This is a genomic window from Candidatus Halocynthiibacter alkanivorans, assembly GCF_003333265.1.
In the GTDB taxonomy this organism is placed as follows: domain Bacteria; phylum Pseudomonadota; class Alphaproteobacteria; order Rhodobacterales; family Rhodobacteraceae; genus Halocyntiibacter_A; species Halocyntiibacter_A alkanivorans.
In genome coordinates this window covers 1-20,169 of the sequence record NZ_QOLB01000066.1, presented here as the reverse complement: position 1 = coordinate 20,169, position 20,169 = coordinate 1, and the positions used below count along the sequence as shown (strand labels likewise).

Below are 20,169 nucleotides of genomic sequence, written 5' to 3'. Positions count from 1 at the left end.
GTTTGCCAGAAAAGTCGCAAATGTGGCGGCGATGTGACGGCGTGTGGCTGCACATAGTTGTGGCGTCGTTTAGTGAGCGTTCCACAAGATAGATGTTATTTTTCAGTACGTTGCGTGTATTTCTTGGGGCGAAGCTGTGGCGTTGCGCCGGATCAACTGCCTGAAACTGGTGGAGAAACCGTAAACAATAGCGCCCAAATTCGGAAATTGGTCCCGCTCAGCACGAAACTGCCCAGGCCGCGTCTCATTTGCGCCCCAATTGAATGTGAAAACATCCTTAACGAGACGTTAGGAGAGTGTCATGCACCAGGCTTTGATCGCAGTTCAGGAAGTAGCAAACGCAGTTGGACCCCAGCAGTTGCTGATGATCGCACTGTTTGGTCTGAGCATGATCTGTCTCGCGCTGGTGCTGATGGTCTTTGAGAGTTTCGGACCTGTATTGCAGCAGCGGCTGGTTGCTTTCTGTGAAGAGCTTCAGATCTCCATGACGCAGAAGATCGTTCGTTTTACCGAAGTCGATCCGTTCATGATGCGCCTTGAGCGCCTGGCCTGATCCGAGGCTAAACCGGCCACGCCGGGCCAGCTCTTTAATCATGTTGTAGCGGGTATGGGGCTCAGAAGTCGCTGGAAACGCCGGGCAGATTGAGCGTTTTCATCAGATCCCGCAATTCCTGCCGCGCCGCGACATTGGAAATGTTCATTTGCTTGACGCCCACGTCTTTGAGATCCAGCAAAGTCAGCCCGCGTGGAAACAGTTCCCGAAAAATCACCCGCTCAGAAAAGCCAGGGGCGACCCGGAAGCCAATGCGGCGTGAAAGATCATCCAGCGCTTCGCCGACCTTCTTTTTATTATGCATCTGCTGGGCGCCAAGACGGTTGCGCAAAACCACCCAGTCAATGGGTTTTAAACCGGCCTGAGCCCGCAACTGACGGGCATTCCATACCATTTCCGAATAGACGGACGGGCCGAGGATGCGGTTGGTGTCCGCATCAACATGGGCCAGCAGGTCAAAATCCACGAAACTGTCATTGAGTGGCGTAACCAGCGTATCGGCCAGTGAGTGCGCCACCTGGCTGAGCCGGGTGTGAGAGCCGGGGCAGTCGATCAGAATGAAGTCAGCCTCTTGCTCGAGACCGGACACGGCGGCAGACAGACGGCGGTCGTACAGGTTTTCACCCTCGGCCAGCACCGATCTGTCGATCTCGGGAAGATCACGAAAATCCGGCGACGGCAGCGACAGAGATTCTTTGGCCAGAAATGCGGCGCGATTTTCCATGTAGCGGCCAAAGGTGGTCTGGCGCAGGTCCAGATCCAATGCGCCGACCCGATGGCCCATACGGGCCAGTGCGGTTGCCACATGCATGGAGACGGTGGATTTCCCGGCCCCGCCTTTTTCGTTGCCCACGACGATAATATGCGCCACTGCCTGTTCCCTCACTGAAATCATATTCCCGTTCCTGCGGGATTACGGCGACTATATGCGCTCTGCCTGCGGATGGAAAGAAGCCGCAGGGGCCGCTGAGAGTGCTGTGACATAAGCGTCAGCCCGGTGGAAAAGCTGTTGTTATGGCCTGATGATTTCGGCAGCGGCGGGTGTATTTTCCGGTGTTTTCCGCCCGTTTGCGGGGCCACGCACAAACAAAAAACGCCGCAACCCGAAGGTGCGGCGTTTTCCGATCGAAACTGAAGGCTGTGCTTAGAAGCCCAGGCCTTCGTATTTCTTTTTGAACTTGCTGACACGGCCACCGGCATCCATCAAACGAGTGGAGCCGCCATTCCATGCGGGGTGCACAGAGGGGTCAATGTCGAGAGACATGCTTGCGCCTTCTTCACCGTAGGTGGAGCGCATTTCAACGATCGTACCGTCAGTCATTTTGACGTTGATCGTGTGGTAGTCGGGGTGGATATCTTTTCTCATCACTCGACTCCTTAAGCGTCGGCGCTTTTGCGCGGCTTGTAGTTGGTTACTTCTTTAATACGTGCGGACTTACCACGACGGGCGCGCAGGTAATAAAGTTTGGCGCGACGGACACGACCACGGCGAACAACAGTGATGCTGTCGATGTTAGTCGAGTGCAGGGGGAACACACGTTCCACGCCTTCGCCAAAAGAGATTTTGCGAACGGTGAAGGAACCCGCAATGCCAACGCCGTTTTTGCGCGCGATGCATACGCCTTCGTAGTTCTGTACCCGCGAACGGGTGCCTTCGGTTACTTTGTAACCAACGCGGATGGTGTCACCCGCTTTGAAATCCGGAATTTCCTTTGCAAGTGCAGCGACTTGCTCAGCTTCCAGTTGTGCGATCAGGTTCATCTGACAGCTCCTATATTGCCCGTGGTTTGCCCACGAAGATTGGTGCGTCCTGAGAGCTCTCAGTCTTCATCCGGGTCCCTACCATATTTACTACAGTAAGCCCGCCAGAGATCAGGTCGGCGTTCCTTGGTCAGCCTTTCGGCCATCGCCCGGCGCCAGGAGGTGATTTTCGCGTGATGTCCGGATTGAAGTATTTCCGGGATCAAACGACCTTCCCAAACGGCGGGCCTTGTATACTGGGGATGCTCAAGCAAAAAGTCCGAAAAGGATTCGTCCTCAGTGGATGCCTGATTCCCAAGTACGCGCGGTATAAGCCTGACTGTGGCATCAATCAAGGCCTGAGCGGCGATCTCGCCACCTGTCAGGACAAAATCGCCCAAAGACACCTCTTCGATGCCAAAATGTTCGATGACACGCTCATCTACACCCTCAAAACGACCACAAAGGATGGTCATGCCCCGGGCCTCGGAAAAGCGCTGCGCCATCGCCTGATCCAGCGGGTTGCCACGTGGTGACATATAGACTACGGGCCAGGCTGCCCGGTTTTGCGGCGTGCCGCGCGCGGCCTGATCCAGCGCATTGCCAAGCACATCGGCGCGCAACACCATGCCGGCGCCGCCGCCGGCAGGGGTGTCATCCACATTGCGGTGTTTGCCGTCACCAAAGCGGCGCAGATCAATCGTGTCCAGCTGCCACAGCCCGTCTTTTAACGCACGCCCGGTCAGGCTTTCGCCCAGCACACCAGGAAAAGCGTCTGGAAACAGAGTGATAATGCGGGCCCGCCAGGCCCGGTCCAGCTCGGGGCGCTCCACCATCAGTTCGCGGGGCTTGGCGCTGGCGCCGATGGCCAGGCGACCGTGGGATTTGTTTTCTTTCTTCATGCTGCGTGTGTGTAACAAAGCAAATGAAATTGCAAACGGGAGATCGGTTTGTGATAGTGCGCCCGTATTGGATTATGAAGGCAATTGAATGGAACTTTCAAAAGAGGCGTTGGTGGAACATGCGAGCGCCCAGTGGCCCAGGATGCTGCAATCGCTTGGAAAAGACCCGTCAACATTCCAGGCCGTTGTTTTAAAATCAAGATTGGCCGGGGAAACTTCACGCATTTTATTTTTGCTGAAAAGTGTAGTGGGGGAGTGTTTTGTCTTTAAGGCCCATTTTCCGATAAGTGATCTTAAATTCTTTCAAAATCAGATCGCATCGCAGCGGCAGGCGTTTGAGCAGATGGCAACGGAGCCGGGCCATAAAGTCCCTGAAATCCTCTTTGTCGACGAAACGAACCGCAGTCTATTGATGGAATATGTCGTTGGCCCGACTGTCCATCACGCTCTGAAGCTCGAACTCGACCACAGGCATGCGGTGTTGGAAAAAGCCGGGGCCTGGATTGGCGCTTTTCACCGCACGACTTATGTGCGTTACAATCCGGTGAACCCTGATGTGATGCTGCAAAGCTTCGCTCAGATAACGTATCGGGTGGAACAGCGCGATATAATAATCGCCAGGCGTTCAGAATACCTCGAATACGCGGCCCAGGTGCCGGCTATGGCCGAAGCTATCCGCGGACAAAGTACCCGAATTTCTGCCGTGCATGGCGACTTGCACCTGCAGAACGTGGTTTTTGGCAGAAATGCGGTCTATGGTATTGATTTCAAAAAGGTTCACCAGGCGCCGACCGCCCATGATCTGTCTTATTTTCTGGTGAGTTTTGGCATGCATTTCTGCACAGGCAACAGCGACAATGCAGGCAGCCTGTTTGATCCTGGCGATATGGATGCGTTTTATCGTGGTTATGGCGAGGAACATCGCGATGATCCGGCGTTGTGCTATCTGGTGCCGATGCGGGTACTGGCGGAGTGGCGCGCAGTGCCAAAAGACAAAAGAAAACGCTCAGAGTCTGAGCGAGATAAATTCCACCGTTTGCAGCGTATGGCGCGGATTGTGTTTGAAAGCTGACGCTTAGTCGGCGTCAGCCTCCGGGAAAATGCCTTCGGGAGGGTCGGCGATGATACGGCCGGAGGCGAGATCTACCGTAGGAACATTCACCAGCGTAAACGGCAGCAGGGCCGGCGTTGGCAGCCCTGGCGCGGTGATTTCCAGCAGGTCGGCAGCGCCAAAATTCTGCACCGATTTCACCCGGCCCAGAACAGCGCCACCAGTGTCCAGCACGGTGAGGCCGATCAGATCGGCGTGGTAATATTCGTCATCAGGCAGGGCGGGCAGCTGGTCTCGTTCTGCAAACAGATCAGTGCCTTTCAGCGCATCTGCCTGCTCTTTGCTGCTGACGCCAGACATGGTGGCGGAGTAGCCATTTTTCACCGGACGGGTGATTTCAATGGACACTTGCTGCCCGTCTTTGGTCCAGAGCGGTGAATAATCGGCGATTGCGGCGGGTTCGGCGCAATAGCTTTTGATCCGCACCTCACCGTGAACCCCGAAGGACCCGCCAATGCTTCCTACACAGATACGATCGTCGCTCATGATGTGCCTCTCAGTGCGTTTTCAATGATTTCAAAGTCTTCGGCGCTCACCTCAAACAGGCTGCGGCGAAACGCCATGCCCCAGTGCTGTGGGTCGCGCACGAAGCTCAACTCTTCCAGCAGGGGGCGTACCGGCATTGGATTTACGGTCTCAAAGTCGGCGTCCCTGACCCAGGGCATGTGCTCAGTGCCGGGCAGCGGGCGCTGTTCCACATGGTCTCCCGTCACAGTCGCGAGACCGCAAAAAGCCTGGACAGGGCTGCCTTCAAACGTATCGCGGGGCGCATAAAACGCCACCCGGTCGCCAGGGGTGACCTTGCGCACCGCGGTTTCTTTACCGTGTGAGAAGGCGACAAAGCCGCCAGCGCGACAGGCTTCCACCTGCATGAGGTGCACCACGGCGATCCATAATTTGTGTTCCATCACAGCGCCTTACCGTGTTTCCAGCGGCGGGAGTTCACGACGGTATTCCCAGCCCAACTGTTCCAGCTCTGGCTGCTCTTTATCATCCTGAGGCCAGCCAATGCAAAGATAAGCGACGAGCGCCCAGTCCTGGGGCACCTCAAGTGTCTGGCACAGAGCGGGGGCATCCAGGATCGAGACCCAGCCCAGCCCGAGCCCGTGGGCGCGGGCCGCGAGCCAGAATTGCATGATGGCAGAGACCACGGAATAGCGGCGCATCTCGGGCATGCTCTGGGCCCCGAGGCCTGCGCCCTGTTCGGTGGTCTCGTCGCAAAATACCGCGATCTGAACCGGTGCGTCCTGCATGCCGGTCAGTTTTAAGCCGGCGTAAAGGCAGGCTTTTTCGCCTTCGTAGCCTTTAAGGGCTTCGGCGTTTGCGTGTTGGAAATTCTTTAGCGCGCCCTGACGGGCGGCGTCTGATTTGATCTGCACCAGGCGCCAGGGCTGCGACAGGCCAACCGAGGGGGCCAGCGAAAACGTCGCCAGGCAGTCGTCCAGAATCTGTTGGGGGACCGCATCGCGGCGGAAGTGACGTACGTCACGGCGCCAGTGCATCAGGTCAAGAAGACCGGCGCGGAACTCGTCCGAGAACTGTCCCGCGCCGATGTTTTTATCGTTGTCTGTCATCGGGTTAACCCCAGGCACAGACCGGCCGCAGTGACCACGCCTCCGGCTTTCTCACAGCGCTTGGCGTGGAGAAGTTGCTGGGACTGAATCCCAAGCCATATCCCCACACCAAGCCCGCTGATGATCAAAAGCCGGAACACGCGGTCAAAGCGCCTTATTCAGCGGAAGCAGCAGCTTCAGCGGCAGAAGCAGCTTTGGCAGCTTTTTCTTCAGCGCGCTCAGTTGCTTTTTTGCCTGGTACAGCTTTCTCGGGGTTATTGCGGTCTTTTTTCGCAATGATACCAGCAGCTTCCAGCATGCGGGAAATACGGTCGGTGGGCTGTGCACCCTGGTCGATCCAGTACTGAATGCGCTCTACATTCATTTTCACGCGCTCTTCGCTGTCTTTGGCGAGCAGAGGGTTGTATGTGCCCAGTTTTTCAACAAAACGACCGTCGCGTGGCATGCGGGAATCCGCAGCTACAATACGGTAAAAAGGACGTTTTTTGGAACCGCCGCGGGCGAGCCGGATTTTCATAGCCATGATAGTATCTCCTAGGGTGATCTAGCGGGTAAGGACCCGTTATTCTTGGTGTTTTTTGTGATGCTGAATGACTTCAGCGATGATGAAGTTCAGGAAGGATTTGGCAAATTCCGGGTCCAGATGGGCGCGGTCTGCAAGGTCTTCCAGTCGTGCGATTTGCCGGGCCTCACGGGCGGGGTCCGACGGGGGCAGGTCGTGTTCGGCTTTCAGCGCGCCCACGGCCTGGGTGTGTTTGAAGCGTTCGCCCAGCGTATAGACGAGGATCGCGTCAAGCCTGTCGATGCTTTCACGATGGCTGCTGAGCAGCTCTTCGGCCCGGGAGGCGGTATCAGACATGAAATTTCTCCTTAAGGGCTGCGCACTTATGTGAAAATTGCACAAAAGAGGCCGGGTTTTGTACAAAAGTCTTATCCACGGGGCACCTCGGGTGCCGGGTGGCGGTATGCGTAAAAGGTTTCGCTGCGCGCGTTGCTGGAGAGGTCCCGCACGGCGCCGATACGTTCCGCCAGGGCGATGGAACGGGTGTTGGCGTGGGTGATATATGAGGACAAGCTGTTAAAGCGGAGGCGGGTGAAGGCGTCATCGCGCGCCGCAATTGCTGCTTCCGAGGCGAAACCCTTGCCCTCGGCTTTTGGCCAGATCAGCCAGCCAAGCTCGCGCTCGGGTGCGCCGCCGGGCTGCCAGCAGCCGACCATGCCGAGCGAAGCATCCGGGGCGGTTTTGTCGCAAACTGCCCAGGTGCCAAAACCCTTGAGTGTCCAATGGCCGATCTCGCAGGCCAGCAGCAGCCAGGCAGCGGTCCCGTCGATCGGGCCGCCGGTGTGCTGCGAGCGGTCGTCACCATAGAAGCGGACAAAATCGTCCACGTCCCGGGCATCGGGCTGGCGCAGGATCAGGCGTTGGGTTTCAAGGATGAGGGCCATAGCTCAGACGGTCCCCTTCGCATGGCGGTAGACCAGATGTGGCTGGCTGAAAACCGGGGTTGCCGCATCTGGGTCAAGCCGCGCACCAAGCCGTTCGGCAAGTGCGATCGAGCGGGTATTGTCCGGGGCGATGTAGCTGACGGCGGTGTCCCAGCTGAGAGTGCCAAACGCATGTTGAAGCGCCGCTCTGGCGGCTTCAAATGCAATGCCTTTGCCTTCGGTTTTATCCGAAAATACCAGCCAGCCGATTTCCTTTTCCGGCCAGTCAGCCGGGTACCACGGGCCGATTTGCGCAATTGCGGTGTCGTCACCTTTTTTGGTGACGGTCCACATGCCGTAGCCGCGGATATCCCAATGTCCAAGTTTGGTCGCAAAGGCCCGCCACGCAGTAGCAAGACTGTCCGGCCCGCCAATAGCTCGTGCACGCTCTGACATAAAAAAATCACGCACCTGCGGCCAATCGTGCGCCGCCAGGCGGCGCAGTATCAGGCGTTGGGTTTCAAGGATGAGGGTCATGGTTCAGACCATCCCTGCGGCTTGCGGCGATATACCGTCGAGCACGGGGCGGGTGAAGCTGCGCTCATAGCTGCGGATAATGTGGTTTTCGGTCGCGAAGGCGAACGCCGCCTGGCATTGCGCGTCAACAGCGGCTTCGGCGCGGTAAATTTCATAGGCCGCAAGGGACGGGAAAGAAAAATGCGCAAAGGCCACGTCATTGGCGCCTTCATGGGGCAGCCAGTAGCCGTGGTGCATGCCGCCCATCCGGTTGACCAGATGAATCCAGACTTTGGCGTAGGTTTCAAACGCGGCAACCTGACCGGGGTCGATCTTATATGTCAGCGAGCAGGTGATCATTTGGATTTTTTGCCAAAACCAGAGAGGCCGGGGGGCAGGGCGCTGCCGCCAAGACCGGGCAGACCACCCATGCCGCCGGGCAATTTGCCCTGCAGTTGTTTGGTGGCTTCGGCCATTTTCGCCGGGTCCATATCGGCCAAACCCTGAGGGCCGCCTTTGGAGCCGAACATGCCGCCGAGCGCCTGTTTCAGCATGCCTTTGCCGCCCTTTTTGCCGAGCTTCTTCATCATGTCGCCCATCTGGCGCTGCATTTTCAGCAGTTTGTTCAGCTCGGACACTTCAAGGCCGGCACCTTTGGCGATGCGTTTCTTGCGGCTGGCCTGCAGCAGCGACGGGTTGGCGCGTTCTTTTTTGGTCATCGACTGGATCAGCGCCACCTGGCGGCGGATCACCTTGTCGTCAAAGCCGGCCTGTTTTACCTGCGCGGCCATTTTGCCCATGCCTGGCATCATACCCATGATGCCTTCCATGCCGCCCATTTTCATCATCTGTTCCAGCTGCATCCTCAGGTCGTTCATATTGAACTGACCCTTCTGGAAGCGCTTCATCATGCGCTCAGCCTGTTCGGCCTCGATGGTTTCCTGGGCTTTTTCAACAAGGGCGACAATGTCACCCATGCCAAGGATACGGCCGGCCACACGTTCGGGCTCAAACGTTTCCAGCGCGTCCATTTTCTCGCCGGTGCCGACAAATTTGATCGGTTTACCGGTGACCGCGCGCATCGACAGCGCCGCACCACCACGGCCGTCGCCGTCCATCCGGGTCAGGGCCACACCGGTGATGCCGATTTTGCGGTCGAATTCTTCTGCGACTTCCACAGCGACCTGGCCGGTCAGCCCGTCAACCACCAGCAGGGTTTCGCGCGGTTTGACCGCGTTGCGCACGTCTTCGACTTCCTGCATCAGCACTTCGTCGATGTGCAGGCGACCGGCGGTGTCGAGCATATAGACGTCATAGCCGCCAAGCGTGGCCTGCTGTTTGGCGCGTTTGGCGATCTGCAGCGCTGATTCTCCGGCCACGATCGGCAGCGTATCCACGCCGATCTGGGCGCCAAGCACCGCCAGCTGTTGCATCGCTGCCGGGCGGTAGATGTCGAGGCTGGCCATCAGCACGCGTTTGCCGTTCTTTTCCGTCAGGCGTTTGGCCAGTTTACCAGTGGTGGTGGTTTTACCGGAGCCCTGCAGGCCGACCATCAGGATCGGCGCCGGGGCGTTGTCGATTTTCAGCTCGCCGGGCGTGTCGTCATCGCCTGCCAGCACATGCACCAGCTCGTCATGGACGATCTTGACGACCTGCTGGCCCGGGGTCACCGATTTGGTAACATTCTGGCCAGTGGCTTTTTCCGCAACGGCTTTGACAAAATCACGGGCCACGCTCAGCGAGACATCGGCCTCAAGCAGGGAGACGCGGATTTCGCGCAGGGCAGTTTTGACGTCGTCCTCAGACAACGCGCCCTGTTTGGTCAGACGATCAAAGACACCTGTGAGGCGTTCGGACAGATTTTCAAACATGCCTGCGGTTCCTTATAACCGTTGCGATATGGCCGTTTATATAACAACGACCGGCCCATGTGCCAAATCCCCCGTGGGCGCAACGCGCTGACGGAGGGCGATCCCTGCAAGAAGCAAAGGGACCGGAAGTATTGACGGACTTCCGGAGTTGGCTTGCGTTTACGCCCGTGGTGGCAGGGAGTCAAGACGTGCCCTTGTTGTGCCCGGACGTGGCTCAGGGGCCGCTGGTGAAGGCGGCCCCTGAGCAGTTCGAATATTCAACGCGCTACAGCTGCAGCTGGTCCCGGTTCTGGTACAGGATCAGGGCTGACAACAGTCCCAGAACGGTGGCCGGCATTGCCGACGGGCCGATGATCAGGAAATGAGAGGCGACTGCGCCCAGCATTGTCGCGACCAGCAGGGCGGCGCCCCAGGCGCGTTTTCCCGGCAGCCAGAGCAGGATCACCGCTGAAATCTCGACCAGGCCGGTCAGATAGCGAAACCATTGCCCAAACCCAAGCGTATCAAAGGTCTGAACCATCATTTCGGCGCCGGCGAGTTTTGACAAGCCGGCAGCGAGAAACGCGAGTGAGACAAGCGCGGGGATGATTTGGTGTATGATTTTCCTGAGGTCGGGCATTGGAGGTTCCTTTGCGTTGGGTTTAAGCGGCTTTCAGGTTGGCGATCTGGTCGTTGGCGGCTTTCAGGGCTGCATCAGGGTCTGCAGCAAGGCCGGTGGCGCCGACAAACTCAACGTCAGTGATGCCGATAAAGCCGAGCACCTGGCGGACAAACGGGGTGGCGTGGTCATAGTCTGAACCAACCGGAACGCCGCCGGACGCAACTGCAACGATGGCGCGTTTGCCGCTGAGCAGGCCTACGGGGCCATTTTCGCCATACTGGAAGGTGATGCCGGCACGGGCGATCTGGTCGACCCAGGCTTTAAAGCTGGCGGGCACACCAAAGTTGTAGATTGGCAGCGAGATCACCAGGGTGTCAGCTTTGATCAGTTCAGCAACCAGCGTGTCTGACAGAGCCAGCGTTTCGTTCTGCGCCGCGCTGCGGTCAGCGGCGGGTGTGAAGTTGGCGCCGACCCATGCTTCATCAAGCTGGGGGATCGCGTTGGTCAGGTCGCGGACGGTAACAGTGGCGTCGGAAAACTTGCCGATGATGCTGTCGGCCAGTTCGCGGGAAACTGACTGGGACTTACGGGCGGAGGCGTCGATGCGCAGGATATTCAGGGTCATTGTATTTTCCTTTTCTGTGTTCTGGACCCAAAATAGATATTGCAAAGATGAACTCAATCGGCGAATTTAAACGACCACTGTGTGAATGTGCACAGAACTTTGTGCGCGACGGGAATGAAGCAGTGGCGCGTATAAGAAGGGCCTGGTTTTGGGCGTTTCGGGTTGAGGAGTTAAGTTTTGAACAATTGGGATGAGATCCGCACCGCTTTGCATGTGGCAAAAGTCGGCACGGTGTCGGGTGCTGCAGAAGCACTGGGGGTGCATCATGCCACGGTAATCCGTCATATCGATGCGCTGGAGGCGCAACTGGGCGCCAAACTGTTCCAGCGCCATGCCAGGGGGTATACCGCGACCGAATCCGGGCGCGATCTGTTGCGGGTGGCCCAGGCCACGGATGATCAGTTTTCCCAGCTCGCCGGGCGGATCAAAGGTCAGGGCGAAGAGGTAAGTGGCGATCTGGTGGTCACCGCCGTGCCGGGCATGGGCGAGCTGCTGATGCCGGCGCTCACGGCGTTTGAGGAGCAATACTCCGGAGTGGTGATGCGCTATCTGACCGGCTATCGCCTGTTCCGGCTGGAATATGGCGAGGCCCATGTGGCGATCCGCGCGGGCAGCGCGCCCGAAGAGCCCGACAATGTGGCACAGCCGTTTTACCCGCTGCGTTTCGCCATCTATGCCAGCGAAGCCTACCTGGACAAGTTTGGTCAGCCAGAGAGTGACGAGGCGATGAAGTCCCATCGTTTTGTCGGGCCGGATGATGAGGACAGCCGTGCACCGTTTCACCGCTGGATGAAGACCCATATTCCGCGCGAGAATGTGCGGTTCCGGATGAGCGAAGTGGAGGCGTTGGCCCAGGCGTTACTGTCCGGGGCAGGGCTTGGTTTCCTGCCGGTCTGGATCGCGGAGGAAATTCCGGACTTGGTGCAGGTGATGTCGCCACGCGATGAGTGGACAACGTCGACCTGGCTGGTGACCCATGTGGATCTGCACCGCACACCTAAGGTGCAGGCGATGTTGAAGCATCTGAAAGAGGCAATGAAAAGTTGGCCGGGTGCTGAGGACTGAGCGCGCTGTCAGCGCCGCGGCGGCGGGCCATCTGGCGATGCTGCTGTTTTCGGCGCTGGTGGCGGGCTCTTTCTCACTAGGCGCACTGGTGGCGAATGAAATCTCGCCGCTGGCACTAAGTGGGGCCCGCTTTGTCATTGCCACCGTTCTGGTCGGTGGCCTGCTGGCGCTGCGCGGTCAGTTCCGCGCCGAGTCATTGTTGGCGGCGGCGCGGGCGCCCTGGCGCTATGCGCTGCTGGGCGGCATTTACGGGCTGTATTTCGTGCTGATGTTTGAGGGGCTGAAAACGGCGCCGCCGGTGTCGATGGCGGCGGTGTTCACCCTGACGCCGCTGGCCTCGGCCGGGCTGGCGTTTTTGCTGCTGCGCCAGCTGACCTCCCTGCGCGTTGCGCTGGCGCTGCTGATCGGAGCTCTGGGCGCGCTCCAGGTGATTTTCCGCGCCGATCTGTCTCTGTTACTGGCGTTTGCGCCGGGGCGGGGCGAGGGGGTCTTTTTTGTCGCCTGTGTGACCTACGCCGCCTATGCGCCGCTGGCGGCGCGGCTGAGTCGGGGTGAGGGCACTTTGATGTTCTCTTTCTTTGTGCTGCTGGGCGCCTCTGTGATGTTGCTGCTGGCCGGGGCGGCGGATCTGAGCGCCACCCCATGGCGGCACTTACCGGCGATTGTCTGGGTCACGCTGATCTATACGTCGGTGGCGGCGACGGCGGTGACCGTGGTGCTGCTGCAATTTGCCAGCCTGCGCCTGCCGGCGAGCAAAGTCATGGCCTATACCTATCTGCTGCCCAGCTGGGTGATCCTGTGGGAAGTGGCGCTGGGTCAGGCGCTGCCGGCGGCTCTGGTCTTTGCCGGGGTCGGCCTGAGCGTGCTGGCGCTGGGCCTGCTGTTGCGGGCGCGGTAGCACTGAGGGCAGGACAAGACAGGGCAGGGCAGACAGTCGTGCAAGTCGGACAGGTAAGTCGGGCGGGCACGGCGCGCGCAGACAAAACTACAGGATGCAGGCATCCCGGCGGCAGCAAGCGGTGCAGGGTTGGCGCTCTAACTCAGGTCTTCCTCTTCCAGGAACCGTTCAAAGGCGTCAAAGTCGAGTTCCTTGAACTGACCAAAGCCTTTCATCCAGGTGGAGGCGGCGCGCATTGCGTCGGGTTCCAGTTTGCACCATTTCACCCGGCCGCGTTTTTCCTGCGAGATCAGCCCGGCGCGGCTGAGGATCATCAGGTGTTTGGACACCGCCGCCAGTGACATCTCAAACGGCTCGGCCACATCGGTCACCGCCATGTCATCTTCCAGCAGCAGCGACAGGATGGCGCGGCGTGTCGGGTCAGCAAGGGCAGCGAAGGTGCGGTCTAGGGTCGGGTCCATGAGGGTTTAAAGCGCGAAGCGGGGCGGATCGTCAACCAGATGGTTGAATAAGCGATTTGCATCGAATTGGGGTGATGTGCCGGGGGTGGGATTCAGCTTATTTAAAAGATTGTTTGTTTTCATAAGGTTGACTGGTGAATTAGCCGGGCGTTGCCGGTTGACTCGAAGCCCCGGGCTTCCTAGGTTGCCGACGGATGAACAAGGAGCCTGATGGCATGGATGATGACGCCCGCAAGGCGCGGCTGACCCGGCTGGAAGAGCGGATTTCTGAGGCGAAGAAAACTCAGGAGCCGCAGCCACGTTCAGACCAGCATTATTCTCAGGCCAATATGGCCTGGCGGATGGTGATAGAGCTTGTGGCCGGGCTTGGGCTTGGTTTTGGCATCGGATTTGGGATGGACACCGTTTTCGGGACGACCCCCATATTCATGGTGCTGTTTATATTGTTGGGTTTTGTGGCCGGGGTGAGGACTATGCTTCGCACGGCGCAGGAGATCCAGGACAAAAACGCGGCTGAGGCCGATGAAGATGAGGGATCGAAACCGTGACCGAGGCAAATAGCAAATCCGGCTCTTTCGGGCGCATCGCATTCTGGGTGATCCTGGTGGTGGTAGGTCTGGCGATCGTGCTGACCGGCAAGCCCCTTGGCGAAGAAGGTCTGGCCTTCCACCCGATGGCGCAGTTCGAAATCACGCCGCTGTTTGGTGATGGCGACATTTCCTGGTACACCCCGACCAATGTGACCAAGTGGATGGGCCTGTCGGTTCTGGCGCTGGTTGGTCTGCTGGTGATTGGCACCCGGGGGCGCGCCATCGTGCCGTCGCGGATGCAGTCCGTGGGCGAGCTGATGTATGGTTTCATCTACAAGATGGTGGAAGACATCGCCGGCAAAGACGGCGTGAAATACTTCCCTTATATCATGACCCTGTTCAGCTTCATTCTGTTTTCCAACGTGCTGGGCCTGCTGCCAATGTCCTACACACCCACCACCCATATCGCGGTGACTGCGGTGCTGGCGATGCTGGTGTTCACTTTCGTGACCGTGCTGGGCTTCGTGAAAAACGGCGCGTCTTTCCTCGGGTTGTTCTGGGTCTCGTCAGCACCAATGGTGCTGCGTCCGGTGCTGGCAATCATCGAGCTGATTTCTTATTTTGTGCGTCCGGTAAGCCACTCTATTCGTCTGGCCGGTAACATCATGGCAGGCCACGCTGTTGTGAAGGTTTTTGCAGCCTTTGCCGCCGTGACCATCATGTCGCCCCTGTCCATTGCTGCGATCACCGCAGTCTATGGTCTGGAGTTGCTCGTAGCCTTTATCCAGGCCTACGTGTTCACAATTCTTACTTGCGTGTATCTGAAAGATGCACTGCACCCGAACCACTAATCCAACTTTTCAGCCAAATTCCAACGTAAGGAGATACTCTCATGGAAGGCGATATCGCAGAACTCGGTAAATACATCGGTGTAGGTCTCACAGCCATCGGCATGGGCGGCGCAGCCATCGGTGTTGGCAATGTTGCCGGCAGCTACCTCTCGGGTGCACTTCGCAACCCATCTGCTGCTGCTTCGCAGACAGCGACACTCTTCATCGGCATGGCCTTTGCAGAAGCCCTGGGGATCTTCTCGTTCCTCGTTGCGCTCCTGCTGATGTTCGCCGTTTAAGTCCAACGGACCATCCTTACGGTCGGGTGGGTCTGTCACAGGCTCACCCGATGTAATTTGGGTTCCAGGGGGACGACGATATGAGTGTAGATACAAAAAGCGTTGCTGATGCAGCCGAGGCCTATGAAAAGGGCCCTGGTATGCCGCAGCTGGATATCAGCACATTCCCCAACCAGATCTTCTGGTTGCTCGTCACGCTGGGCGTGATGTATTTTGTGCTGGCGCGCATCGCATTGCCACGGATTTCATCGGTTCTGGCCGAACGCCAGGGCACGATCACCAGTGACATTGCAGCGGCGGAAGAACTGAAGCTGAAAGCCGCGGCAGCGGAATCAGCCTATAACCAGGCACTGGCCGATGCCCGGGCGGAAGCTCAGGCGATTGTGGCCAGAACGCGGGACGAAATTCAGGTAGATCTGGATGCAGCGATTGCTGTGGCAGATGCAGAGATTGCGGCCAAAGCGGCGGAATCGGAGAAGGCAATTGCCGAGATCCGGGACGGCGCGGTGGATGCGGTCAAAGTGGTTGCCAAAGACACTGCCAAAGCCGTGGTTGCTTCCATGGGGTTTGAGGCGGATGCCAAAACACTGACCGCAGCCGTCAGCGCACGTTTGAAAGGTTAAGCACATGAAAAAACTCATCGTACTGGCCATTCTGACTGCGACACCGGCAGCGGCAGCAGAGGGCTCCTTCTTTGCCCTGACCAACACGGATTTTGTCGTCATCCTGGCGTTCTCGCTGTTTGTCGGGCTGCTGCTGAAGTTCGGCGTGCCTGCCATGATCGCCAAACTGCTTGACGAACGGGCCGAAGGCATTCGTTCGGATCTGGAAGAGGCCAAAGCCCTGCGTGAAGAAGCGCAGATCGTGCTGGCCTCGTTTGAGCGCAAACAGCGCGAAGTTCAGGACCAGGCGGACCGGATTGTTGAGCAGGCCAAGGCAGATGCTGAAAAAGCAGCTGTTGAAGCGAAAGCCGAACTGAAAGCTTCGATCGCACGCCGTCTGGCAGCGGCAGAAGATCAGATCTCTTCCGCTCAGGCCAGCGCTGTCAAAGAAGTGCGTGACACCGCGGTTACCGTGGCCGTCGGTGCTGCGCGCGACATCATCGCCAAGCAGATGACCGCCGCGGACGGCAACAAGCTGATTGACGCATCAATCGAAACTGTGGGCGCAAAACTGCACTAAGCAGCGCGCGTCTTCACGATTAAAGAACCCGGGCCAGTGGTCCGGGTTTTTTGTTTTGTATTCGGATTTTATGCGGCAGTCGGTGGCACGTATTCATAACTGTCGTCACCGAGATCTGAGGTATCGTTGATATTGTGAATATCAAATTCTGCGTCCCAAGGGTCCAGTTTAGCGTCAGCACCCGAGAGGGCAGCCTTTTCTCCGGGGTTATTCGCTTGCCACATGGACCATATCCTGTCGATCTGAGCGTGGTGTAGCCAAAATGCGGGATCGTTGGGCGAGGCCATTGATGCCATATCGCCGCCGATCCAAACGTGGCCGCGGTTGTGGGGGCCCGTTTCAAGCTCTGTGGAAAAGCCGAAATAATTGCCGCCGAAGTTTGTGAGAGCGCTGAAATCGTCCGGGCTGGTAAACCAGGGAACACGGCCGGGTTCTGGCTGGATGCTGGCGCCTGTTCCAAGCGTGCGGGTTTCAGCCAGGCCCATCAGACCCGAAAAGCCGATCAGCTTGCCTTTGTCTGCATTCCAGTCCCAGTAGGGCACTGAGAGGTCCGGATCAATGCTGCGCAGTGCGCGTTCAAACTGGATCAGATATGCGCGGTGCCAGGGCAAAAATCTGCGAAATCCAAGAGGGCCGGAACTTGAGCCGTGCATGTTGTGCTTGCCGTGCATGTGGCCGTCGGGTGCCAGAATTCTTGCCGCATGTATTGCAACAAGATCCTGATATATTTCATCACTAATCAGGGTCTTCAGCGCGTCTTTAAACTCGGGCCATTTGGGGAAATTGATATTGCTGTAACGTTTAATAGCCATCGTGCAATCTTTTCCGTTAAAATTGGAAGTATAGCACGCTTTTCAGAATTACACGCTTAAGTTGTTCATCGTGAACGTCGGGCTGCAGGCGGCGCACTCCCGCCCGTTGCCGCAGGATCAGAGATCCGGCGGCGCCCGTTGGGCCGCGCCGCGCTTTGCGCGGCAGGAGGCCAATGATCGTGGCTGCCGGGCAGGTTTTCAGAGCGGTATGGCAGCGGGGAGGGGCCGGAAGACCCGCTCAGCGCGAGCTTTCGTGCTGCATGCGCTGGCGGGCAATTTCTTCGTTAAGTTCAAATTTCTTATGGTCTGAAAGTGCGCCTTGCACATAGTCGAGATGCGCGGTGACAGCGGTGCGCGCTGTGGCGGGGTCGCGCGCCTGCAGCGCCTCATTGATGGCGCGGTGCTGGTCCAGCAATACCTGGCGGGTGATGCGCTGTTTGAACATGACGGCACGGTTGTAGAACACGCCTTCACGCAGCAGTTCAAACATCGAGCGCATCATATGCAGCATGATGACGTTGTGGCTGGCCTCGATAATGGCGAGGTGGAATTCCGCATCGAGCCGGGCTTCGTCTGCCGGGTTGCGTTTGGAATGCGCTGCGGTCATTTTTTCAAATACCGTGTTGATCACCTGCAGGTCGGTGTCCGAGCCCAGCCGTGCAGCGCGTTCGGCGGCGAGGCCTTCGAGGTCCCGGCGGAACGAGATATAGTCAAACACCGCTTCGTCATGGCTGGCAAACAGCTGGATCAGCGAGTCTGAAAATGCCGAACCGAGCACATCCGCCACATAGATGCCGGCACCAGCCCGGGTGGCGAGCAACCCGCGTCCCTGCAGGTCGGCCACCGCCTCGCGCAGGGAGGGGCGCGACACACCGAACCTTTCCGCCAGGTCCCGTTCAGAAGGCAGGCGTTCTCCCGGGCGCAGGATGCCACGCAGGATCAGCAATTCAATCTGGCGCACCACCGACTGGCTGAGTTTTTCGCTCTGAATTTTCTGAAACGGCATGTGGGTGATCCTGACAGTTGCTGGTCAAAACATATGACCACTGCCAGGCAGCTACAACGAAAATCGCTGTGGGCTGGTCTGCGAACTGGTCTGCACGCCGGGCCAGGCCTTATGCAGGAGACACAGAAAAAGGGCCAGACGATGTCTGACCCTTTTGAATTTGTCCGGCTTTGCGGCAGCGACCAGCGTTTTCTCTGTCCCGCTTTTGCTGCCGGAGTTTGCCGCCAGGTTCCGCGGATGGTTTCACCACCCGTGATGCCACCTGCACCTGCGACCCGGGCATGTGGCGCGATTACGCGGCGGGGCGGATGATGATTTCGACGCGGCGGTTTTGCGCTTTGCCTTCTTCGCTCAGGTTGGTCGCCACCGGTTCGTTTTCGCCACGGCCCCAGGAGCGTACCCGGTAAGGCGCCACACCGTTGGAGGTGATCAGCGCTGCAACCGCGCTGGCGCGGCGTGCAGAGAGGTCCTGGTTATAGGCGGCGGACCCGGTGTTGTCAGTGTGACCCAGCACATCCACCGTGCTGTCAGGGTAGTTCTGCAGGTTGCGTGCCAGCGCACGCAAGTCGCTTTGCAGCCCCGGGCGCACCACGGCGCTGTCGACGGCAAACAGAATGTCCTGCGGCAGGGTCACGATCAGCTCGGAGCCGGTGTTGACAATGGAGACGTCCGAGTTGCCAAGCTCCTGTTGCAGTTCCGCAGCCTGACGGTCCAGCACAGAGCCGATGCCGCCGCCGATGACAGCCCCCAGCACGGCCCCTGTGGCGGTGCGGCCAAGATTGACATCATCGCCGCGGGTGGCGCCGAGCAGGCCGCCCAGAATGGCGCCGGCGATGGCGCCGTTTTTGGCGCGGGAATCGCCATATTCGGGTGTGGCGGCGCTATAGCCGGTGGTATCGACACAGGCGCTCAGAACCAGAAGCCCGGCGACGCCGAGAAGAAGAGATTTGTTTACGCGGATCATGTTTGCCTCGTTAATGGTTTTGGGCAAAGTGACGATATTGGCGTCGGATTCCAAGGGGGCGGGCGGTGATTTCCGCTCTTCGGCGGCAATTTGCCGCTCAGCCGGCTGAGGCACGCGCCGGGGTGTCATTTGCGGCGCCCTCCGGGCTGGTATCTGTCTGGACTTCTGTGCGGGCATCTGCGCGGGCGCCCTCCCAGGCCAGCATGGCGCGTTTCACCGGCAGCCCCCAGTGATAGCCGCCCAGCGCGCCGGATTTGCGCAGGGCGCGGTGGCAGGGCACCAGCCAGCTGACCGGGTTGCGCCCGACCGCGGTGCCCACGGCGCGCACGGCACGTGGCGCACCGGCGGCCCGGGCCAGTTCGCTGTAGGTCGAGACTTGGCCCGAGGGGATCGCCAGCAGCGCCTCCCAGACTTTGATCTGCAGCGGTGCGCCGATCAGGAACAGTTTGGCCTGACCGGGCCCCCCAAAGGCGGCATGGGTCCAGGCGGCGAGCGGTGCCGGGTCGTGGCTGAAAACGGCGTTGGGCCAGCGCGCGCGCATATCGTCCATTGCGGCCGTGCGCCCGACTTCGCCAGTGAAGGCCAGACCGCAGAGCCCGCGCCCGGTGCCCATCGCCAGCACTTCGCCAAACGGGCTGTCAAACCAGCCATAGCGGATGTTCAGCCCGGCACCTTTGCGGGCGTATTCGCCGGGGCTCATTGCTTCCCAGGTGACAAACAGGTCATGCAAACGCCCTTGCGAGGTCAGCCCGGCTTCCTCGCTGGTCTGCAGGGTGGTGAAGCGGTCGCGCAGCAGCGACTTGGCGTGCGCCAGGGTGAGATACTGCTGGTAGCGTTTGGGGGACACGCCGGCCCATTGCGAAAACAACCGCTGAAAATGCGCCGGGCTCATGCCGATGGCTGCGGCAAGGTCATTGAGGGACAGTGGGCTGCTGCTCTGGTCGATCAGATCAATGGCGCGTTTGATGACCTGGTAGTGATAAGCGCTCTCGCGGGTCTCGCTGGCATCGCTGACCTCACGGGGCTTGCCAGATGGCAGGTCCTGGCCCGGTTGTGGGGACAGGGAGACAGAATGGATCAGTGGGTCAGACATGGCGCGGCTCCTTGGCTTTACCTGAAGATAGGGGCAAGTGGGGCTGCAGACGACCCGTTTCCTGCGCTTTGAGCAAAGAGGGCGCTCAGGCAGTTTGCGCCGTGGGGATGT

The 20,169-nt window shown here is 58.9% G+C and carries 29 protein-coding genes; 9 read left to right on the top strand and 20 right to left on the bottom strand.

Annotation, left to right across the window (positions count from 1 at the left end):
• Positions 1-301: 301 nt before the first annotated feature.
• Positions 302-553, top strand: coding sequence for a hypothetical protein (locus DWA01_RS06250; RefSeq protein WP_114284984.1), 252 nt, complete (start codon positions 302-304; stop codon positions 551-553).
• A gap of 61 nt (positions 554-614) precedes the next feature.
• Here DWA01_RS06250 and DWA01_RS06245 read toward each other — a convergent pair whose 3' ends face one another.
• The 4 genes from DWA01_RS06245 to trmD form a co-directional block, all read right to left on the bottom strand.
• The gene (locus tag DWA01_RS06245; protein WP_114285059.1) at positions 615-1,424 is read right to left on the bottom strand and encodes a division plane positioning ATPase MipZ; all 810 of its coding nucleotides are present in this window, start codon (positions 1,422-1,424) and stop codon (positions 615-617) included.
• Positions 1,425-1,697: 273 nt separating this feature from the next.
• On the bottom strand, positions 1,698-1,919 hold the full coding sequence (gene rpmE / locus DWA01_RS06240) for a 50S ribosomal protein L31 (protein WP_114284983.1): 222 nt from the start codon (positions 1,917-1,919) through the stop codon (positions 1,698-1,700).
• An 11-nt stretch (positions 1,920-1,930) separates the two neighbouring features.
• Entirely contained in the window at positions 1,931-2,314 is a 384-nt protein-coding gene (gene rplS / locus DWA01_RS06235; protein WP_114284982.1) for a 50S ribosomal protein L19, read from the bottom strand.
• 59 nt (positions 2,315-2,373) lie between these two features.
• Complete coding sequence (trmD, locus tag DWA01_RS06230; protein ID WP_114284981.1) at positions 2,374-3,195, bottom strand: tRNA (guanosine(37)-N1)-methyltransferase TrmD; 822 nt, start codon at positions 3,193-3,195, stop codon at positions 2,374-2,376.
• 88 nt (positions 3,196-3,283) lie between these two features.
• Between trmD and DWA01_RS06225 the strand changes: the two genes are divergently transcribed.
• Positions 3,284-4,267, top strand: coding sequence for a phosphotransferase (locus DWA01_RS06225; protein WP_114284980.1), 984 nt, complete (start codon positions 3,284-3,286; stop codon positions 4,265-4,267).
• 3 nt (positions 4,268-4,270) lie between these two features.
• Here the strand turns inward: DWA01_RS06225 and rimM are convergent, their stop codons facing one another.
• From rimM to DWA01_RS06170, 11 genes are all read right to left on the bottom strand, one after another.
• Positions 4,271-4,792 (bottom strand): ribosome maturation factor RimM, encoded by a 522-nt coding sequence (rimM, locus tag DWA01_RS06220; protein WP_114284979.1) that lies wholly within the window; start codon positions 4,790-4,792, stop codon positions 4,271-4,273.
• The gene (locus tag DWA01_RS06215; protein WP_114284978.1) at positions 4,789-5,214 is read right to left on the bottom strand and encodes an EVE domain-containing protein; all 426 of its coding nucleotides are present in this window, start codon (positions 5,212-5,214) and stop codon (positions 4,789-4,791) included. The genes rimM and DWA01_RS06215 overlap by 4 nt, the downstream gene beginning before the upstream one ends.
• A gap of 9 nt (positions 5,215-5,223) precedes the next feature.
• A complete protein-coding gene (bluB, locus tag DWA01_RS06210) occupies positions 5,224-5,880 on the bottom strand; it encodes a 5,6-dimethylbenzimidazole synthase (protein ID WP_114284977.1) in 657 nt (218 codons plus the stop codon).
• A gap of 154 nt (positions 5,881-6,034) precedes the next feature.
• Entirely contained in the window at positions 6,035-6,403 is a 369-nt protein-coding gene (rpsP, locus tag DWA01_RS06205; protein WP_114284976.1) for a 30S ribosomal protein S16, read from the bottom strand.
• A gap of 39 nt (positions 6,404-6,442) precedes the next feature.
• Positions 6,443-6,739 carry a chorismate mutase gene (locus tag DWA01_RS06200; protein ID WP_114284975.1) on the bottom strand — a complete coding sequence of 99 codons (297 nt, stop codon included), beginning with the start codon at positions 6,737-6,739 and terminating at the stop codon, positions 6,443-6,445.
• A 71-nt stretch (positions 6,740-6,810) separates the two neighbouring features.
• Complete coding sequence (locus tag DWA01_RS06195) at positions 6,811-7,326, bottom strand: GNAT family N-acetyltransferase (RefSeq protein WP_114284974.1); 516 nt, start codon at positions 7,324-7,326, stop codon at positions 6,811-6,813.
• Positions 7,327-7,329: 3 nt separating this feature from the next.
• The gene (locus tag DWA01_RS06190) at positions 7,330-7,842 is read right to left on the bottom strand and encodes a GNAT family N-acetyltransferase (protein WP_114284973.1); all 513 of its coding nucleotides are present in this window, start codon (positions 7,840-7,842) and stop codon (positions 7,330-7,332) included.
• A gap of 3 nt (positions 7,843-7,845) precedes the next feature.
• Entirely contained in the window at positions 7,846-8,181 is a 336-nt protein-coding gene (locus tag DWA01_RS06185; protein WP_114284972.1) for an NIPSNAP family protein, read from the bottom strand.
• On the bottom strand, positions 8,178-9,692 hold the full coding sequence (gene ffh / locus DWA01_RS06180) for a signal recognition particle protein (protein WP_114284971.1): 1,515 nt from the start codon (positions 9,690-9,692) through the stop codon (positions 8,178-8,180). Before ffh ends, DWA01_RS06185 begins: the two co-directional genes overlap by 4 nt.
• 265 nt (positions 9,693-9,957) lie before the next feature.
• The gene (locus DWA01_RS06175) at positions 9,958-10,311 is read right to left on the bottom strand and encodes a DoxX family protein (RefSeq protein ID WP_114284970.1); all 354 of its coding nucleotides are present in this window, start codon (positions 10,309-10,311) and stop codon (positions 9,958-9,960) included.
• Between the two features lie 22 nt (positions 10,312-10,333).
• Complete coding sequence (locus tag DWA01_RS06170; protein WP_114284969.1) at positions 10,334-10,918, bottom strand: FMN-dependent NADH-azoreductase; 585 nt, start codon at positions 10,916-10,918, stop codon at positions 10,334-10,336.
• A gap of 177 nt (positions 10,919-11,095) precedes the next feature.
• On the opposite strand from DWA01_RS06170, the gene DWA01_RS06165 reads away from it, so the two are divergent.
• Both DWA01_RS06165 and DWA01_RS06160 read left to right on the top strand, forming a co-directional pair.
• Positions 11,096-11,983, top strand: coding sequence for a LysR family transcriptional regulator (locus DWA01_RS06165; RefSeq protein WP_114284968.1), 888 nt, complete (start codon positions 11,096-11,098; stop codon positions 11,981-11,983).
• Between the two features lie 37 nt (positions 11,984-12,020).
• A complete protein-coding gene (locus tag DWA01_RS06160; RefSeq protein ID WP_114285058.1) occupies positions 12,021-12,881 on the top strand; it encodes a DMT family transporter in 861 nt (286 codons plus the stop codon).
• 137 nt (positions 12,882-13,018) lie between these two features.
• Here the strand turns inward: DWA01_RS06160 and DWA01_RS06155 are convergent, their stop codons facing one another.
• Positions 13,019-13,342, bottom strand: a complete 324-nt coding sequence (locus DWA01_RS06155; protein WP_114284967.1) for an ArsR/SmtB family transcription factor — start codon at positions 13,340-13,342, stop codon at positions 13,019-13,021.
• A 215-nt stretch (positions 13,343-13,557) separates the two neighbouring features.
• Between DWA01_RS06155 and DWA01_RS06150 the strand changes: the two genes are divergently transcribed.
• The 5 genes from DWA01_RS06150 to DWA01_RS06130 all read left to right on the top strand — a co-directional run bounded on the left by DWA01_RS06150 (position 13,558) and on the right by DWA01_RS06130 (position 16,183).
• Positions 13,558-13,890 carry an AtpZ/AtpI family protein gene (locus DWA01_RS06150; RefSeq protein WP_114284966.1) on the top strand — a complete coding sequence of 111 codons (333 nt, stop codon included), beginning with the start codon at positions 13,558-13,560 and terminating at the stop codon, positions 13,888-13,890.
• A gap of 80 nt (positions 13,891-13,970) precedes the next feature.
• Complete coding sequence (locus DWA01_RS06145) at positions 13,971-14,723, top strand: F0F1 ATP synthase subunit A (protein WP_268807704.1); 753 nt, start codon at positions 13,971-13,973, stop codon at positions 14,721-14,723.
• Positions 14,724-14,764: 41 nt separating this feature from the next.
• Complete coding sequence (locus tag DWA01_RS06140) at positions 14,765-15,001, top strand: F0F1 ATP synthase subunit C (protein WP_114284965.1); 237 nt, start codon at positions 14,765-14,767, stop codon at positions 14,999-15,001.
• A gap of 80 nt (positions 15,002-15,081) precedes the next feature.
• Positions 15,082-15,624: a F0F1 ATP synthase subunit B' gene (locus DWA01_RS06135; RefSeq protein ID WP_114284964.1), complete on the top strand. Its 543-nt coding sequence runs from the start codon at positions 15,082-15,084 to the stop codon at positions 15,622-15,624.
• Between the two features lie 4 nt (positions 15,625-15,628).
• Positions 15,629-16,183, top strand: coding sequence for a F0F1 ATP synthase subunit B (locus tag DWA01_RS06130; protein ID WP_114284963.1), 555 nt, complete (start codon positions 15,629-15,631; stop codon positions 16,181-16,183).
• A 68-nt stretch (positions 16,184-16,251) separates the two neighbouring features.
• Here the strand turns inward: DWA01_RS06130 and DWA01_RS06125 are convergent, their stop codons facing one another.
• The 4 genes from DWA01_RS06125 to DWA01_RS06110 form a co-directional block, all read right to left on the bottom strand.
• Positions 16,252-16,995 (bottom strand): tyrosinase family protein, encoded by a 744-nt coding sequence (locus DWA01_RS06125; protein WP_114284962.1) that lies wholly within the window; start codon positions 16,993-16,995, stop codon positions 16,252-16,254.
• A 238-nt stretch (positions 16,996-17,233) separates the two neighbouring features.
• Positions 17,234-18,001 (bottom strand): FadR/GntR family transcriptional regulator, encoded by a 768-nt coding sequence (locus DWA01_RS06120; protein WP_114284961.1) that lies wholly within the window; start codon positions 17,999-18,001, stop codon positions 17,234-17,236.
• A gap of 292 nt (positions 18,002-18,293) precedes the next feature.
• Positions 18,294-18,965 (bottom strand): YiaD family glycine zipper/OmpA-like lipoprotein, encoded by a 672-nt coding sequence (locus tag DWA01_RS06115; RefSeq protein ID WP_114285056.1) that lies wholly within the window; start codon positions 18,963-18,965, stop codon positions 18,294-18,296.
• Positions 18,966-19,062: 97 nt separating this feature from the next.
• Complete coding sequence (locus DWA01_RS06110) at positions 19,063-20,058, bottom strand: methylated-DNA--[protein]-cysteine S-methyltransferase (RefSeq protein ID WP_114284960.1); 996 nt, start codon at positions 20,056-20,058, stop codon at positions 19,063-19,065.
• Between the last annotated feature and the right edge of the window lie 111 nt (positions 20,059-20,169).

What these genes read in the sequence shown, in the direction of transcription:
- rpmE (WP_114284983.1), bottom strand. Translation starts at nt 1,919, where the DNA reads ATGAGAAAAGATATCCACCCCGACTACCACACGATCAACGTCAAAATG.
- DWA01_RS06185 (WP_114284972.1), bottom strand. Translation starts at nt 8,181, where the DNA reads ATGATCACCTGCTCGCTGACATATAAGATCGACCCCGGTCAGGTTGCC.
- DWA01_RS06170 (WP_114284969.1), bottom strand. Translation starts at nt 10,918, where the DNA reads ATGACCCTGAATATCCTGCGCATCGACGCCTCCGCCCGTAAGTCCCAG.
- rimM (WP_114284979.1), bottom strand. Translation starts at nt 4,792, where the DNA reads ATGAGCGACGATCGTATCTGTGTAGGAAGCATTGGCGGGTCCTTCGGG.
- DWA01_RS06195 (WP_114284974.1), bottom strand. Translation starts at nt 7,326, where the DNA reads ATGGCCCTCATCCTTGAAACCCAACGCCTGATCCTGCGCCAGCCCGAT.
- DWA01_RS06150 (WP_114284966.1), top strand. Translation starts at nt 13,558, where the DNA reads ATGGATGATGACGCCCGCAAGGCGCGGCTGACCCGGCTGGAAGAGCGG.
- DWA01_RS06115 (WP_114285056.1), bottom strand. Translation starts at nt 18,965, where the DNA reads ATGATCCGCGTAAACAAATCTCTTCTTCTCGGCGTCGCCGGGCTTCTG.
- DWA01_RS06125 (WP_114284962.1), bottom strand. Translation starts at nt 16,995, where the DNA reads ATGGCTATTAAACGTTACAGCAATATCAATTTCCCCAAATGGCCCGAG.
- DWA01_RS06200 (WP_114284975.1), bottom strand. Translation starts at nt 6,739, where the DNA reads ATGTCTGATACCGCCTCCCGGGCCGAAGAGCTGCTCAGCAGCCATCGT.
- DWA01_RS06130 (WP_114284963.1), top strand. Translation starts at nt 15,629, where the DNA reads ATGAAAAAACTCATCGTACTGGCCATTCTGACTGCGACACCGGCAGCG.
- DWA01_RS06110 (WP_114284960.1), bottom strand. Translation starts at nt 20,058, where the DNA reads ATGTCTGACCCACTGATCCATTCTGTCTCCCTGTCCCCACAACCGGGC.
- DWA01_RS06175 (WP_114284970.1), bottom strand. Translation starts at nt 10,311, where the DNA reads ATGCCCGACCTCAGGAAAATCATACACCAAATCATCCCCGCGCTTGTC.
- DWA01_RS06140 (WP_114284965.1), top strand. Translation starts at nt 14,765, where the DNA reads ATGGAAGGCGATATCGCAGAACTCGGTAAATACATCGGTGTAGGTCTC.
- DWA01_RS06215 (WP_114284978.1), bottom strand. Translation starts at nt 5,214, where the DNA reads ATGGAACACAAATTATGGATCGCCGTGGTGCACCTCATGCAGGTGGAA.
- DWA01_RS06190 (WP_114284973.1), bottom strand. Translation starts at nt 7,842, where the DNA reads ATGACCCTCATCCTTGAAACCCAACGCCTGATACTGCGCCGCCTGGCG.
- trmD (WP_114284981.1), bottom strand. Translation starts at nt 3,195, where the DNA reads ATGAAGAAAGAAAACAAATCCCACGGTCGCCTGGCCATCGGCGCCAGC.
- rpsP (WP_114284976.1), bottom strand. Translation starts at nt 6,403, where the DNA reads ATGGCTATGAAAATCCGGCTCGCCCGCGGCGGTTCCAAAAAACGTCCT.
- ffh (WP_114284971.1), bottom strand. Translation starts at nt 9,692, where the DNA reads ATGTTTGAAAATCTGTCCGAACGCCTCACAGGTGTCTTTGATCGTCTG.
- DWA01_RS06155 (WP_114284967.1), bottom strand. Translation starts at nt 13,342, where the DNA reads ATGGACCCGACCCTAGACCGCACCTTCGCTGCCCTTGCTGACCCGACA.
- DWA01_RS06250 (WP_114284984.1), top strand. Translation starts at nt 302, where the DNA reads ATGCACCAGGCTTTGATCGCAGTTCAGGAAGTAGCAAACGCAGTTGGA.
- DWA01_RS06160 (WP_114285058.1), top strand. Translation starts at nt 12,021, where the DNA reads ATGCTGCTGTTTTCGGCGCTGGTGGCGGGCTCTTTCTCACTAGGCGCA.
- rplS (WP_114284982.1), bottom strand. Translation starts at nt 2,314, where the DNA reads ATGAACCTGATCGCACAACTGGAAGCTGAGCAAGTCGCTGCACTTGCA.
- DWA01_RS06135 (WP_114284964.1), top strand. Translation starts at nt 15,082, where the DNA reads ATGAGTGTAGATACAAAAAGCGTTGCTGATGCAGCCGAGGCCTATGAA.
- DWA01_RS06225 (WP_114284980.1), top strand. Translation starts at nt 3,284, where the DNA reads ATGGAACTTTCAAAAGAGGCGTTGGTGGAACATGCGAGCGCCCAGTGG.
- DWA01_RS06120 (WP_114284961.1), bottom strand. Translation starts at nt 18,001, where the DNA reads ATGCCGTTTCAGAAAATTCAGAGCGAAAAACTCAGCCAGTCGGTGGTG.
- bluB (WP_114284977.1), bottom strand. Translation starts at nt 5,880, where the DNA reads ATGACAGACAACGATAAAAACATCGGCGCGGGACAGTTCTCGGACGAG.